This is a genomic window from Pelomonas sp. Root1237 (genome assembly GCF_001425055.1).
GTDB lineage: Bacteria > Pseudomonadota > Gammaproteobacteria > Burkholderiales > Burkholderiaceae_C > Pelomonas.
This window is the reverse complement of record NZ_LMDK01000001.1, coordinates 261,845-276,822: the sequence shown is the minus strand read 5'-3', so window position 1 is coordinate 276,822 and position 14,978 is coordinate 261,845. Positions and strand designations below refer to the sequence as shown.

At 63.2% G+C, this 14,978-nt stretch carries 12 protein-coding genes and 2 pseudogenes; 2 read left to right on the top strand and 12 right to left on the bottom strand.

Annotation, left to right across the window (positions count from 1 at the left end; translation table 11 throughout):
* Positions 1–147 precede the first annotated feature (147 nt).
* The 9 genes and pseudogenes from ASC91_RS28655 to ASC91_RS01225 form a co-directional block, all read right to left on the bottom strand.
* Entirely contained in the window at positions 148–1,593 is a 1,446-nt protein-coding gene (locus ASC91_RS28655; protein WP_082532322.1) for an FRG domain-containing protein, read from the bottom strand.
* 134 nt (positions 1,594–1,727) lie between these two features.
* Positions 1,728–2,438, bottom strand: coding sequence for a M48 family metallopeptidase (locus ASC91_RS01260; protein ID WP_056191305.1), 711 nt, complete (start codon positions 2,436–2,438; stop codon positions 1,728–1,730).
* A 4-nt stretch (positions 2,439–2,442) separates the two neighbouring features.
* The gene (locus ASC91_RS01255) at positions 2,443–5,748 is read right to left on the bottom strand and encodes a type I restriction endonuclease subunit R (RefSeq protein ID WP_056191304.1); all 3,306 of its coding nucleotides are present in this window, start codon (positions 5,746–5,748) and stop codon (positions 2,443–2,445) included.
* Between the two features lie 34 nt (positions 5,749–5,782).
* On the bottom strand, positions 5,783–6,688 hold the full coding sequence (locus ASC91_RS01250; RefSeq protein WP_056191303.1) for an OST-HTH/LOTUS domain-containing protein: 906 nt from the start codon (positions 6,686–6,688) through the stop codon (positions 5,783–5,785).
* 5 nt (positions 6,689–6,693) lie between these two features.
* Positions 6,694–7,752, bottom strand: a complete 1,059-nt coding sequence (locus tag ASC91_RS01245; RefSeq protein WP_056191302.1) for a restriction endonuclease subunit S — start codon at positions 7,750–7,752, stop codon at positions 6,694–6,696.
* Positions 7,753–7,988: 236 nt separating this feature from the next.
* The gene (locus tag ASC91_RS01240; protein WP_056191301.1) at positions 7,989–9,620 is read right to left on the bottom strand and encodes a class I SAM-dependent DNA methyltransferase; all 1,632 of its coding nucleotides are present in this window, start codon (positions 9,618–9,620) and stop codon (positions 7,989–7,991) included.
* 44 nt (positions 9,621–9,664) lie between these two features.
* Positions 9,665–11,422, bottom strand: a complete 1,758-nt coding sequence (locus tag ASC91_RS01235; protein ID WP_082532320.1) for a type I restriction-modification system subunit M/S — start codon at positions 11,420–11,422, stop codon at positions 9,665–9,667.
* 17 nt (positions 11,423–11,439) lie between these two features.
* Positions 11,440–11,757 (bottom strand): DUF4258 domain-containing protein, encoded by a 318-nt coding sequence (locus ASC91_RS01230; RefSeq protein ID WP_056191298.1) that lies wholly within the window; start codon positions 11,755–11,757, stop codon positions 11,440–11,442.
* Between the two features lie 166 nt (positions 11,758–11,923).
* Positions 11,924–12,172 (bottom strand): annotated as a pseudogene (locus ASC91_RS01225) (hypothetical protein); the annotation flags it as partial.
* A 61-nt stretch (positions 12,173–12,233) separates the two neighbouring features.
* On the opposite strand from ASC91_RS01225, the gene ASC91_RS29130 reads away from it, so the two are divergent.
* Positions 12,234–12,371 (top strand): adenylyl-sulfate kinase, encoded by a 138-nt coding sequence (locus ASC91_RS29130; RefSeq protein WP_157280997.1) that lies wholly within the window; start codon positions 12,234–12,236, stop codon positions 12,369–12,371.
* Positions 12,368–13,960: a sulfotransferase gene (locus ASC91_RS01220; RefSeq protein ID WP_056191294.1), complete on the top strand. Its 1,593-nt coding sequence runs from the start codon at positions 12,368–12,370 to the stop codon at positions 13,958–13,960. The genes ASC91_RS29130 and ASC91_RS01220 overlap by 4 nt, the downstream gene beginning before the upstream one ends.
* A gap of 209 nt (positions 13,961–14,169) precedes the next feature.
* On the opposite strand, the gene ASC91_RS30125 is transcribed toward ASC91_RS01220, so the two are convergent.
* The 3 genes and pseudogenes from ASC91_RS30125 to ASC91_RS30120 form a co-directional block, all read right to left on the bottom strand.
* Entirely contained in the window at positions 14,170–14,406 is a 237-nt protein-coding gene (locus tag ASC91_RS30125; RefSeq protein ID WP_268795229.1) for a DUF86 domain-containing protein, read from the bottom strand.
* An 81-nt stretch (positions 14,407–14,487) separates the two neighbouring features.
* On the bottom strand, positions 14,488–14,802 hold the full coding sequence (locus ASC91_RS01210) for a nucleotidyltransferase family protein (RefSeq protein ID WP_056191290.1): 315 nt from the start codon (positions 14,800–14,802) through the stop codon (positions 14,488–14,490).
* 37 nt (positions 14,803–14,839) lie between these two features.
* A pseudogene (locus ASC91_RS30120) lies at positions 14,840–14,978 on the bottom strand (hypothetical protein); the annotation flags it as partial.

Sequence of the window (14,978 nt, the reverse complement as noted above, 5' to 3'; positions counted from 1 at the left end):
TGTTCGTCACGGCGCTGGGGCGCAACGGGTAGATGTACCGCGATGGGCGGTATCAAGATCACTTGTTGGGGGTGACGCCAAGGGCATACCTTAGGTCCGAATTGATTTCGCGGGCTGTGTCACCGATTGCAGCGGCGACTCAGGCGGTTAGCCGATTACCTTAAGCCCTAGATTTGGAACAAATGGCGTGACATTGCCCAACTCCGGCCCCTCGCTCTCGGCGAATCTCAGAAGTGCGTCAAGGAAGCTATCCTCTTCTCGGGGAGGGTAGATGTATTCTGCTGTCAATTTCGAGTGATACTCCACTTTTCGGCGCAGCCGGAACTTAAGGCTGATATAGCGCGCATAATGATTTCGATTAATGAACGAAGCGCCGCATAGCAACCCACATTTTTGGCGCGCAGGTCGCAACAGTCCGAAGCGTTCAGATAGCGTTTCCGAGTCGAGAAATCTATCAATGCCTGGTAGTAATATAAAGACATACAAGACAGCTGCTCCTTCAGGAGCCTCTACCACGCGTTTATTTTCGTCAATCCTGTTTTGCGCGAAGAATAGTGCCGTGTCGACATCCTTTGTTATATCGAGAATGTTCGACGGCAACCCGTAGTGCTGCAAGAAAAATGACCGCTGCAAGCCGTCGAACGCATGGTGATAGTCTCGTGAAGAAAGATGCTTTCCGCTTGCATCAGTTTGATGGCTACTAAAAGATATTGCGTAGGAATTCCATTCTTCGGGAAGTTTTTCCTTGGATAACTCGCTAGGTGCACGAACGGTGAATGGTTGAATACGCAAATGCCGACCAGCGAACCCCACGTACTTTTGTATCCTGACCAACTTCTCAGCATAGGCTTTCAAGTCTCCTCCATGCCATGCTCCTCTGTAAAGGCTTGGCACGAGGGAAGAGTCTCGAGTATTCCGCCAAGGACACAGTTGCTCTGAACCCAATGCGCCATCGAGCAGGATGTCGCTAGTCTGACCTCGAAACCACAGCTCGGCTTTCGCGTTCTTTCCCAGTCGTTCGCGCAGCTTGCCGAGAATTTGGTCTATCCCAGCGCGATCATGAATCTCAAACTCCGGAACCATCCAGGACTGTTCCGACGGAAGATTTAGCACGCCGCGTGCACGCAGCGCGCCCACAGAGAAAATTGCGGATGGATACTGTACATAGTGCTTGTCTAAGCGCTGCACCCGTAGCAAGTGTGCGTAGTCCAGAGTGAAGTTCCGCATACGACCGCCGGGCGTCAATACCAACCCATAGTCCAGGTCGATCAGGGGGTGAGTGGCAGGCGTTTCTGAGATCTTCACAAGATCCGTCAGAGCTCGACGCTCAAGGAGCGCTCTGTCCAGCGGCATGAAGCTGCTATTGGTAAGACGTTTCCAGGTCGCTTCGTCAATAGCGGGATCCCTAGTGAAACACCACTCCTCTTTCGGTTCCAGAATAGGTGGTGTAACCACAGAAAATGGACACTCGGCAGCCGCTGCCGTGAAGGGCCCAAACATCTCTAGGTGTCGGAACACCTGTTCCCAATCATCGCGACTCTTGGCTGAGTGAATATTTTCTTTTAGGTTCTGATCTTGCAAGAACTCGAACATAGAAGCTCCAAGCAAAGTTATAAATATTCTCTTTTGGGAATCCTGTTGTATTTTTCGTTTGAGCGCCAAACACTAGTCGACAGTATTGACCCCGTCGCAGCGCTGCTTCGCTGGAAGGCGCCGGGCGAGCGGCGCTAGACCATGTCGCCAAACGCCGCTCGCTCCAGCACCTCATGCTGCCGCCGCCAGTCCGGCATCTGCCGAGCCACGAGCGCCCAAAAAGCTCGCGTGTGGCTCTTCTCCACGGTATGGCAGAGCTCGTGCACCACGACATAGTCCTGCACGCTGGCTGGCAGCTCCATCACCCGCGGGTGGAACTCCAGGACGTTCTGCGCATTGCAGCTGGCCCAGCGGCTTTGGAAATGCCTGATGCGGGCGCCCCGCGTCTGCAGACCTGACTGGCGCTCCCAGTGGCGGACTCGCGCCAGCAGCTTCTCGTGCGCGCGGTCTCGGTAGAAAGCAGTCAGCAGTGGCGCCAAGGCTTCCGGACCGATGCTGCGCCCTGCCGGGTTCTCGATCACGAAGCGCGAAGCCGTGAAGCGCAGTGTGGGGTAAGCCAGCTTTGGCGAGTGCTTCACCTCGGTGAAGTAGGTCCGCCCGCAGTAGCGCAACCTGCTGCCGGTGACGATCTGCTCTTCCGACGCTGGCAGGTCCACCAAGGCCTGCTTCTCGCGAATCCAGCGCGCGCGTTGTCTCACCAGGGATTCTTGCTCCGCCAGGCAGACCGCTGGGCCGCGCAGCAGCACGGGTCGGCCTCGCTCCACAGTCACGTAGTGCCGCTTGAGCGTGGCGTCCGTCTTGAAGCGCCATTCGATGGTCGTCTGACCGTACTGCAGCCGGGGCATGGGGTCAGTTCTTGAGCAGGATGTCCAGGATGCGGCCGGCATGCTCACGAGCCACCGAACGCTCCCAGCCAGCCAGCGGCACGAGCAGCTTGCGCAGCAGGTCCCGAATCTCGGGGTGAAGATCGAGCATCTGCTTCCAGTTGCCCGCCGCCAGCGTGTGGCTCAGCGCTTCGTCCTCGAAGAGTTTGGTCGTGGCCGCGCGAGCGGTGTCCTCACCAAGGAGCGTCGCCAGGTAGCGGAACACCGCCGAGTGCGCGGGCTTCTGGAACCCGGTCTTGTCCTTGTCCGCCACCCGTTGGCCGAACAGCTCCAGCTGCTCCAGGAACTGCGCCTGACTGATGCGGCCAGCCTTCTCTTCCTCGAGCAGCTTTTCCAGCTCTTCGGCCAGCTTGTCGAAGAAGGCCGGGTCCTTGTCGCGGCCCGTGACGATGGTGTGCTTGAGCTGGTTCTTCATCACCAGCGCCTGGCTGCCGGGGCTGGCCAACTGCTTCAGCCGTGCCATGTCGCTGGCGTCCAGGATCGACACCTCACGCCCCAGCAAGCTCTTGGCTGGGCTGGCGGCGATGTACTCGTCCAGCAAGCGCTGCAGCAGCGCGGACTCCAACTTGGTGATGCGCTCGCGGTAGTTCGCATCCGGCAGCTTGTCGCGCAGCATCAGCCGGATTTCGCCGAACAGGGTGAAGTAGGGCTTGAACGGTACGCCCCGCACATCCGGCAGGATGATGTCGATGCTGCGGTTGAAATGCTTGGCCAGCTCCAGGAAGTCTTCCACCGCATCTAGGCGGGTGGCGGGGTCCAGGAATCGCTCAGCGTCGTCCTTGTAGGCCTCGCGCTCGCTCACCGGGTCGTGCTTCTTGGGCAGCAGCTTGAGGATGCGCTCCAACGTGCTTTGCAGCTTCGGCAGCTCGGTCTCCACGCCTTGCCACACCTGTGCCGGCTGCACCTCGCCGCCGTAGACCTTGAGCGCCTGGTCCAGGTGATCCACCACGCCGTGGTAGTCGACGATGTAGCCGGCGTTCTTGCCCGGCAGCGTGCGATTCACCCGCGCAATCGCCTGCAGCAGCGTGTGTTCCTTGAGCGGCTTGTCCAGGTACATGGTGCTGACGATGGGCGCGTCCCAGCCGGTCAGCAGCATGTCGGACACGATGATGAGGCCCACGTTGTTGGCATGAGGCTGGCCATCCTTGCCCTTGCTCTCGTCGCCGTAGGGCAGCGGAAACAGCTTGCCCACGAAGTGGCCAACCTGCTCGGTGGGCATCGCGACGGGCTCCTTGCCCGCCTTCAGCTCATCCCGCACGCGCTCTTCGATGCTCTGCACTTTGGTGACCGGCAGCTTGTATTCGGCCGCCTCTTCCTCCACTGTGGCACCAGTCCGCGTGCCCGTGATACCTGCGAGGGAGATGACCACCTTGCTCTGGAAGGTGGGCAGGCCCTGGGCGGTGCGCTGCTTCATCAGCTCGTCCAGCAGGTCCTTGTAGCGCACGGCCATGTCGCGGCCGTTGCAAACCAGCATGGCCTTCAGGCCCTTGGCCTGAACGTGGCTGACGAAGTGCTCCACCAGGTGCGCAGCCACCTGCTCCATGCGGTCGCCGGCCTTGCGCCAGCGCGCGAGCAACTCCTTCTTCAGGGCCTGCTGGTGGGCCTCGGACGCCTTGGCGAACTGCTCGTTGAAGGCTGCATCGAGCTTGACATCGGCCGCCAGCTTGACCCAGGCGTCCTGGTACTTGATTGGCAGCGTCGCCCCGTCGGCCACCGCCTCATGCAGCCTGTATTCGTCGATGTAGGTCTGCCCGCCAAACTCCGAAAGCGTGTGCTTGTCGTCGTTCAATAGCGGCGTGCCGGTGAAGGCGATGAACTTGGCGTTGGGCAGGCTGGCGCGCATGAAGGCGGCCAGGAAGTCGTACTGGCTGCGGTGGGCCTCGTCCACCAGCACATAGAAGTTGGGCTTGGCGCTCAGCACGCGGAAGTTGACCTTCTCGCGTTTCAGTTCCAGCCACTTGGGGTCGAGCAGCACACCGTCCGCGTCATGCTGGCCGAAGTGCTCGTTGCGCTCCTCCACCATGAAGAACTCCTTGCCCTCACGCACGCGCCGGTGCCGCGTGGCTCGCAAGACCTCGTCTGACTCGTCTGACTCGTCTGAAGCATGGTCCGCGCCGTCGTCCGCCGGCGAGCCAGGCTCATCGCCTTCTTGGAACTTCTGCACGGTGCTCGTGAACACGCTGCCGTAGTCGTTGCCCAGCATCCTCACCAGGCCGGCGACCGACACCGCCTGGATGGCGCGGATGCCCACCGCATGGAAGGTGTCGAAGATTTGCTTGTCCAGGTCGCGACGGTCGGTCAACACCAACACCGTCGGGTTGGCCAGACCGGTGCTATCGGCGCGCAGCAGCCGTGCCAGCAAGGCCATGGTCAGCGACTTGCCGCTGCCCTGCGTGTGCCAGATGACCCCGCCCAGGGGCGTGGCGCTGGTGAGCCGCTCGACGGTCTTGCGAACCGCCCGCCACTGCTGGTAACGCGGCAGCTTCTTGACCGTCTTGCCGTCCCGTGTCTCGAACAATACGAAGTGGGCCACCAGCTCCAGAAAGCGGCCGGGCTCAAACAGTGCCCAAAGCAACTGCTCCTGCTCGCTGGGCTCGGTGCCCAGCAAGGCCTGCACGGTAGCCAGCTCCGCCGCTTGCAGCCGGAAGCGTGCGTAGAAGGCCGGTTTGGTGAGGAGGGCGCCGTACAGACCTTGACGACGATTCAAGCCCACGCAGACCTGGTTGAACACGAACTGCGCGGCAAAGCTGCGCTGGTAGCCGTCCAACTGAGCCAGTGCTTCGTCCAGCCGGTGGTGGCTGGCCTTGCACTCGATGATGACCAGCGGCAGGCCGTTCACGAAGAGCAGCAGGTCGGGGCGGAACAGCTCGCCATCGGCATTGCGGCCCACGTACTGGTCCACCACATGGAAGTCGTTGCGTCTGGCGTCGGTCGCATCCAGAAAGCGAACGCTGCGCGGCTGGCCCGCCACGTCCTTCACCTGAATATTCGAGCGGTGGAGCACCTGCTCCCAGACGGCCTGGTTTGCCGGCAGCAAGTCGTCGTTAGCGCGCTTGCGCAGCTCGATCAGCGCTGCCGCCACCCCACCAGGCGCCTCAGCCAACCAGGGGTTCAGGTACAGCAGGCGCAGGCGCAAAACGTCCTCCAGCACCGGCGCCAGGTGGCGGTGCTCCACCTTCACGGCGTTGCCCGGCAGGTGGGTGTAGCCCAGCTTGACGAGCCAATCCAACGCCAGGGTCTCCACCCCGGTCTTCTCGGGCGACTGGCTCATGACGGCCTCTTTGCTTGCTCGCGTGGCATGTTGTTCATTCCTCCCTGCGGCTACGGTAGCAAACCACCGTGCCATGTGTTGAGTTGACGCCTTCTGTGGGCGCCTGTTTCTTGACCTCGAAAAGCCGGCACTCGTGCAGCACCTGACGCCAACTGCTGCAGCCGTAGCGCTTGGGCGTCTGATCCGGATGGTGCTTGCCAATCCAGGCAATGGCGGCGTTCAGTTCGATCCAGGACCCAACGCCGCTTGACGTGGCCAGCCCCTGCTCGGCTTCACGGAGGCTGCTCACGATGCCGCTGATGGGCCAGTGCACCTGGCCGTCCGGCGCGATGCCGTCGATGAGCATTTCCTTGAAGGCCGGGCTGTCCATGAAGGACGCAGCGAACGCTCGGACGTGGTCCATCTGCTCGGCCCAAGTGCGCAAGGTTTGGTAGTGCTTGTCGATGATGGCGCGACTCTGGTCGAGGTAGGCCACAGCCGCCTCACTGCGGTCGAGCTGGCCGAGGTCGAAGCGCTCCAGCAGGTGGTGGACCAGCTCGTTGCGCAGGTCCACCAGCACCTTCAGTTCGGCCTTGATCGCCTCATAGCGGTCCGCACTCATCACCATGCGTTGTTGGAAGCTGAACCAGAGGGTGCTACTGCTGCGGTTTGTGGCGTCGGACTCTGCAGGTGCCGAGCCGCTCTCCGCACTAAGGTAGTTGCCCGTCAGTAGGCTCACCAGCCCACCCAAGGTTGTCTTCTGAACCCCGGCGACTCGCTCATCTCGCACGGCCTGCAACTGGTCGGGCTCACCGGCTAGGTCCATGTTGGCCACCATGGCCTTCAGCAGCCGCTCGTACTGCTGCAGGCGCAGCAGGCAGCCACCCAGCTTGTGCTGCGCGGCGCGCTGCAGCTCGGCCAGGCGGGTGCCGTCGACGGCTGGCGAGGCGGTGGCGTCCATGGGAATCAGGCCGCCATCTCGATGTCGACCTTGACACGCCATTCGCCGGTCAGGAGCTTTTGCATCAGGCCGCGTTTGAGAGTCTGGTGCTGCGACTGGCTTCGCTCAAGACATTGCACCTTGCCGTCAAATGCCTCCAGGAGGTCAACGATCTTCTCTTGTTCGGCGCCGCTTGGGACCGGCACGTCAAAGGAGCGCACCTGCTGATAGTTCAGCCCTTCCCTGTTCCCACCAGCTTGGAACTTGGCTACCTGCTTCTGGCCAGAGGAAGAGTTGATGTACTGGCAGAGGAAGTGCGGATTGAGGCTGGGCAGCGTTCGGATGATGCAGACGTGCTGGTTGACGTTGCCCTCTGAAAAGTCGCGGGGTAGCACTGCACACCGCCCGATAGACGCCCCAGTAATGTTCAAGAGCACGTCCTCAGGCTCCAACGCCGAATTCCGCATCTTGTCGTGTTGGACCTCGTCTATGTAGGCGACGTCGTCCAATGACAGTCGCCCCACCAGGACGTTCTGGCTCCGGATGAGAGGTACACCGCTGCTCTGATAGGAGGTGCTTCCACCTTTAGGAGTAACGCCGCTTCCTACCTTCGAAACATGTCGGTCGAGCGGCTCAACGCCCCATGAGGCGGGGACTGCGCCAATCGTGGTTGCCTTCTGTTCAGCGTGGGGAGTCCAGCGGCCACTGCCGTCTTGGGTACCTGCTCCCCGGCTGAACAGCGTCTGCATCAGGCCCTGCTTGAGGGTCTGGGTGGCTTCAATCTGGCGCGCAATCACGTCCAGCTTATCGTCCACAGCCGTCAAGATCGCCGCGATCTTTTGCTGCTCGACGCGGGGTGGAAGCGGCAGTCTGAGCTGAGAGAGATGGTCGTAATAGATGCGGACTCTCACACTCCCGTCCCCGGCTGCACCCACAAAGCTCTGCCAGGCGTGCGACCTCCGAAAGTGATCTAGGTACTCGGGCAGCAAGCACTCTGTTTGAGCTTCGAACACCACGTAGTCAGGGCTAACCATCAAGGTGTGGACTGTCTCGTTTCGTGCAATCGAGCCGATGTTGATCCGCATTGGGTTATATGCGAATGCATTCGGCTTAACTACCTTGCACCGGTCTGTACTCGCTCCCTTGACTCGGTCTCTCATCGGGATGAGTCCAGCTGATTTGCTGACCCCGAAAAGGAATGCGTCGTTCAACTTGGCGTTGTTTCGCTCGGCACTCTCGACCGTGATCTCAGCGAGCGATGCAATTCGCCAACCTGCCGGAAGAGGTCGAAACACGGGATGAGTGACTGCCGCTACTTGCTTCACGGGCGTGCTCCCCGCAGGCCCAGCTCGGCCAGGAATCCGTTCAGCCGGTCATCAACATTCGCCTCCTCAGCTGCCAGCTCAGACAGTAGCGCGAGAGTTGCCTGCACATCTACGGTCACTTCAGCCTCACCTGTCTCGATGTAGCGGCTGATGTTCAAGTTCCCGCCGTTGTCGCGAATCTCTTGCAACGGCACGATGCGGCTGTAACGCGCAACTTCCTTCTGCTGGGAAAACGCCGCCCGGTGCGCCGCAACGATACGGTTGATGTCCTCTGATCGAAGGCTGTTCTGGGCCTTGCCCTCCTCATAGTCTCGGGAGGCATCAATGATGATGACCTTGTCCTTGAGCGCGGTTGGCTTCCGCTTGTTGAGAACGAGAACGCAGGCTGCGATGGTGGTGTTGTAAAACAGCGCTTCCGGTAGCCCTACGATGGCCTCGATGAGGTCGCCCGGCTGGCTGCCGCTGGCGGCATCAGTGCCGAACAGCAAGCCCTCGCGAATCTTGCCTTCCTCGCCGCTGCGGAACAGCACGCCGTGCGGCAAGATGATGCCCATGCGGCCGTCGGCCTTCAGGCTGGCCAGCATGTGCTGGGCGAAGGCTAGGTCGGCATAGCCGCGCGGCGGCACGCCGTAGGTGAAGCGGCCGAAGGGGTCGCTGACTGTCTTGTAGCTGGGCGGCTTGGGCTTTTTGTTGCTGCCTTCGCCGCCTTCGCTGTCTTTGGCGGCTTCGGCTTCGAGCTCCAGCGGCGTCCACCAGGCCTTGGCAGAGAAGGGCGGGTTGGCGATGACGCGGTCGAAGGTCTTGAGGTAGCCGCTGTCCAGGTGCTTGGGCTCCACCAGGGTATCGCCTCGCTCAATCTCGGCCCGCATGTTGTGTAGATAAAGGTTGAGCTTGGCGATAGCCCAGGTGCCCAGGTTCTTCTCCTGGCCATAGAGCAGGGCGTTGGGCCGGTCGCCGATCAGCGTGCCATCGGGCAGTTTGGCTATGTGGTGGGCGCTTTCCACAAGCATGCCGCCGCTGCCGCAAGTGGGGTCGTACACGCTGTGGCCGGGCTGCGGGTCGATGAGCTCCACCACCAGCTGCACCACGGCCTTGGGCGTGTAGAACTCGCCACCCTTCTTGCCGGCGTCGTCGGCAAACTGCTTGATGAGGTACTCGTAGGCATCGCCCAGCATGTCGGCCTTGTAGAGGTCTGCATTGCCCAGGCGGTACTGGTTGAAGTGCCGCAGCAGGCGCTGCAGCGTGGCGTCCGACAGCACGCGCTTGTCGCCGTACTGCGTGGCGGTCAGCACATGCTGCAACTCGGTGTTGTTGGCCTCGATGGTGGCGAAGGCCTTGTCCAGCGCCTCTCCGATGTTCTCGGTACGGGCAATCAGGTTGGGCCAGCGGGCGTCAGGCGGGAAGGCGCCCCACTTGTCCTGGACCTCCGCCAGGGCGTCCAGCTTGCTGAGGCCGTCAACGTCCTGCAGTTGCTGGACGCGATCCTCGAACACGTCGTTAAACCGCTTGAGGAACAGCAGCCCGAAGATGTAGTTCTTGAAGTCCGAGGAGTCGATGGAGCCGCGCAGGATGTTGGCGGACTCCCAGAGCCAGCTTTCGAGCGTGTCGAGGGTGAGTTGTTGGGCCATGTGGGTTCTGTTGTCTGTTGTTGTTTGATGGATGGCGCCGGTGCTTACTGCACTTCCGCGGGCCAGCGATGCTTGGTCAGGTCGCCGATTTCGCCTTGCAGCTGGGCGACCTGCGCTTCGAGCTCGCAGAGCCGGTCGTAGTCCGCGCAAGCCTCCCGCTGGGCCTCGAGCGGAGGCACTGGAACCTGCATGTTGAGCAAGGTGCTCGGGCTGATGTGCTGAACACCTGCGCCGACTTGAAGCCCTTCCAGTTGGGCTTGCCCGTGAGGTGACCGCAGGTACATGAGCAGGTATTGCGGGATGACCCGGTCACTCGATGGCCGCAGTGCCAGGCAGCTCTGTGAGACCACCGTCGGTCGGTCTTGCGCAGCGCCGCCCATCAAGGCCGCCTTGCCCACCGTCCCTTTGATGGAGAACACGATGTCGCCAGGCTGTACCAGTACGGCGGGTTTCGGAGATGCTTTTAGGTAAGTGGTCTTCTCGAGTTCGTGGCTGATGGTCTGCCAGTGGTTCAGGTCCTGCTGGCCGACTTCTGCCACCTCAAATGGGCTTGGGTCTTTGGACGTTGTTGGCGGGCGTAACGCCGTGCAGATGTCGCCCAGGGCAACGGCGCTCGCACCAAGGTCTGCGACGCGACGGAGGTAGCGCGACGGTGCCAGGCTGTACTCGTTCGCTGCGATTTCGTTGCGACTGACGGGTCGAGCCTTGTCAGTCGTCACTTTGCCCAGCGCGATTTCGTGTCCGGCCGCGACGATGTCGCCCGCCTCTTGCAGCGACCTCCGGCCGCTGCCGAGGTCGGCCATGTAGACGTCGTCGTTGCCACCACCCGGCTTGACGACGAGCAGCGCGCCTGCGATGCCTGCCGCACCAAACACGCCTGGCGGTAACGAGATGACGGCCTCGACCTCGTTGCACCCACCGCCGCGATGAAGGAGATATTCGCGAAGGCGCTGCTCCTGACCCTTGGCAAACAACACGCCCTGAGTTGCCACGAAGACTGCCCGCTTGTTGGTGCGGTTCACGAACTCGTGAATCGCCCAGGATTCGCTGCGGGCGAACTGCTCGAGACCCTTGCCGCCGCTGGCATCCCACATCGCCAAGCGACTGTCCTTCACCTGAACGCCAAACGGCGGCATGACCAGTGAGTAGTTGGCACGACTGATTGGGCGGCCTGCACTGTCTCGGTCGACATCGCGGCGGACCTTTGGATGGTCCGGGTGGCCAGCTTCGATGGTTAGAAGCAGTTGCGCGGGAAGCGTCCAAGCCAGGAGCGGGGAAGCAGCCAGCACGCGCCACCCCCGTCGCAACGCTTCAACCGTCAGCTGTCCCCGAAGATCGAAGGGAATCCAGAGTTCACAGTCGTTCGGGGCGCCAAGCAAATCGAACAGCAGGGCAGCCAGCTCGGGGACAACGGTGCCCTCGGCCTCAAGTCGCCGGGTTCCACCGTCAACGAACCAGGGGAGAACATCCCAAGGCAGATCGCCGAGCTCGCGATGGAGCTCGACCAGGATGCTGGTCGCTGCCGCACGACGCCCCAGGTCTTGAATCGACATGGACGTGCGCTGAGCAACAGCATGGTCCATGCCTTCCGCGGGGTAGCCCGCTTCGAGCAGCGCCTTCCAAGTGTCGAGTTCAGCCAGCTGATGGATGTTCGCAGCGACGTTGGCGTTGCCAACAGTGACCATGCGGCCGGCGGCCAGCCAGGCCAATGCAAAGAGCCAGGCATCGCCGTAGCCATCTTTGCGGGCAAGCTCCATCAGTTGGAAGTAGGCGCGGGCAGCGGGGGATTCGGATCGAATCATGTTCAGCGTCCCCGTCTTCAGGCGCAGCGATGGCCCACAGTGATGACCGTGTTGTCCTCGGTGCTCACCACGGCGTAGACGCCGGCGAGCGCTTCGACCTGCTGGGTGCGACCGACGGCTCGCTGCAGCGACGCGACGGAGTCAGAAGTCATCAGGTAGCGGATGCCTCCCTTGCCATCGAACTCGCGCTGGCCGTACGCCAACACCAGCGGCAGAGATGCCTTGTCGATGCAGCGCTGCTGTGCACGCTTGTCAGCGTGACGCGACAGTCGCGCCAAACGGCGGCTGCGTGATTGATAGTCCTGGTTGCTGTAGCCCACGGCGTTCATCTCCATGTCGATGGAATTAACTGTAGCACGCTACTGATTTTTATTGCAACCTATTTTTGCGCTCGTTCTAGCCGTAGCAGAACCGTAGCTCGGTTCAACTAAGTGCGAGAGCCCCATAGCTTTCTCGGCTTATGGGGCTCAAATTCTCACGTTATGGGTCGCTCTACAAGAATTAAACGTCGATATTCCCCGCCCTCAACGCATTCGTCTCAATGAAGTCGCGCCGCGGCTCCACCTCGTCGCCCATCAGCATCGTGAAGACCTTGTCCGCCTCGATGGCGTCGTCGATCTGCACGCGCAGCACGCCCAGGCCCTTGTAGCGCTGGCGGCCGACGGCGCTTTCGGCTTGCAGCATGAGCCAGGCCATGGCGGCGCGGAAGTCGTCGACCTTGCTTTCCTTGTCCTTGTCATCGCTGGCTCGCGGGAGGCGCATCGCGGCGACAGCCGCCGAGCCCGCCGCGCGCGGCGCCACAATCCGCCGCATGATTTCACGACCCGTTCCCGATGAAGGCGGCGGCAAACCGTTGCCACGCGCCGCAGTGCTCTGGCTGACCGGCCTGCCCGGCGCCGGCAAGTCCACGATCGCACAGGCGGCGCGTCTCGTCGCGAGGCTGGCATGAAGCGCGCCGTGTCGAGCGATCCGCTGCACGGGCTGAAGCCTGCCGACGTGCAGCAGCTGGCCCGCGCCACGCAGGCGCTGCAGGCGGGCGACCGCATGTACGCGGGGGTGCTGCTGCTCGATCTGGCGCGCAGCGCGCCGGATCACCCGGAGGTCTTGCGCCTGCGCGCGGTCTGCCGCGCCGGCGACGACGACTGGGAAGGCGCAACGCAGGACCTCGCGCGCGCGCTCGCGCAGCGGCCCGGGGACTTCGACCTCCGCTCGCAGCTCGCGGCCGCGCAGGAGCACGCGCACGACCACGCTGCGGTGGTCGCGACGCTGCGCGAAGGCGAGGCACACGCGACGACATCGGCCGACTGGCTGGGGCTGTCGTTCGAGCACGACAACGCCGGCGAGCCGGCGGCGGCATACGACGCCGTGCAGCGCGCCGTCGCGCTTGACCCGGCGGCGCCGCTCGCCCGGCTGCAACGCGCACGCTGCGCCACGGCGCTCGGCCATGGCGATGTCGCGGCCGCGGATTGCCGGCACCTGATCGCGCGCGGCGAGCTGGTCGCGCACGCGTGGTTCACGCTGGCCGACCTGAAGGTCGTGCCGATGACCGCCGACGAGCTGGCGCAGCTCGAGGCGAAGGCCGCCGCGCCGCCGGCGACGATGCCGGCGGAGGAACGGCTGTTCCTGCGCTTCGCCCTCGGCCACGGGCTGGAGAACGCGGGCCGGCACGCCGACGCGTTCCGGGTCCTGTGCGCGGCGAACGATGCGGCGCGCGCGTCGCGGCCGTGGGACACCGCGGCGTTCGCGCGCCACGTCGACGCGATCCGCGCCGCGTTCGCCGGCGCGCCGCCGCCGCCGCAGGACGGGCCGGGGCGCGAGATCATCTTCCTCGTCGGACTGCCGCGGTCGGGGACGACGCTTGTCGAGCAGATCCTCGCGAGCCACTCGCAGGTCGAAGGCGCGAGCGAGCTGCCGTACCTGCCGCAGCTGCTCGACGCCGAGTCTCGCCGGCGCGGCAAGCCGTTCCCGGCCTGGGCCGCCGATGCCAGCGACGCTGACTGGCGGCGGCTCGGCGACGCCTACTTGCGGGCGAGCGCGCGCTGGCGCACCGGCAAGCCAATCGCCACCGACAAGCTGCCCGAGAACTGGCTCTATGCCGGCGCCGTGATGCGCATGCTGCCCGGGGCTCGCATCATCGACTGCCGCCGCGACCCGGTGGAGACCGCGTGGTCCTGCTACAAGCAGCTCTTCGGGCCGGGCATGGTGCACTTCACGTACAGCTTCGACGGGCTCGCGGCGTACTGGCGCGCCTACGAAGCGCTCGCCCGCTTCTGGGCCGAGCGGTACCCGGGCCGCTTCGTCGTGCAACGGTACGAGGACCTCGTCGCCGACCCGAACGCCGGCATCCACGCGCTGCTGGCCGCCTGCGGCCTCGACTTCGAGCCGGCCTGCCTGCGCTTTCACGAGACGGCGCGCGCGATCCGCACGCCGAGCGCGCTGCAGGTGCGCCAGCCGATGCGCGCCGCGTCGACGCCGGGGCAGCGCTACGGCCCGCTGCTCGACCCGCTGCGCGATCGTTTCGCCGCGACAGAGGGGTGATCGGCCCGGCCAGCGCCGACGACGCCCCAGCGCCTGACGCTTAGGGGATGCGCCTCACGTTCGTGTCGGCGCACCGGGCTTGCGTCGACATGAGAGCCCTTAGATGTCGATTTAATGGCATTAAATCGACATGTAATGGCGTGGCAACGATCGTCGCCCAATGAGCAACGATTTATCCCTGATGGACCCGAGGCAAGTCCTGCCGCAAATCAAAGCGACTCGAGTTCGCTGAGCATCTGCTCCAGCGGCCCGGCAACGACACCCCAAACAATGGCGTCGTCGATTTCGGCATAGCCATGGGCCAGTTGGTTGCGAAGGGCCACGGCTTGGTTCAGATCGGCGATGCGTGATGCCAGGTTGGGATCCAACTGACGCACCCGCCCGAGGGCTTCGCCAAGGATCAGGAACTGGCGCTCGACAGCGGAGCGCAGCAGCTCGTCACCCAGGTAGTCGTCCAGGATTTGCCGGCAGTGAATCGCAGCGCACGCGCGGCGGCTTCCTTGGCATTCCAGATGTACTTGCGCAGGTCAGGCGCCATATACCGGCTGCCGCTCTGCGCTCACCCGTTGCTTGAAGTACGGGTTGCGGATCGCACGCTCCACCACCAAGTCGACCGGCCGGGCGAACAGCCGTTCCAGGCCGCGCTTCAGTTCGAAGAACGCCTCGGCATAACGCACGGGCGGGAGGTCTTCGAACACGACGAGGAAGTCGAGATCGCTGGACCTGGCGTCAAAGTCCTCCCGGACGGCGGAGCCAAACAGGTCCAGCCGCCGCGCGTGAGCTTGCTTGCAAAGCGCTGCAATGGCTTCGCTCCGCTCGGTGACAAGGGCCGGGACTTGCATGAGCGGATTCAAGCCGTTGCGCGGGGCCGCGTCAACGTCAAACGTCGATGTTGCCAGCGCGCAAGGCGTTGGTTTCGATGAAGTCGCGCCGCGGCTCCACCTCGTCGCCCATCAGCATCGTGAAGACCTTGTCCGCCTCGATGGCGTCGTCGATCTGCACGCGCAGCAGGCGGCGC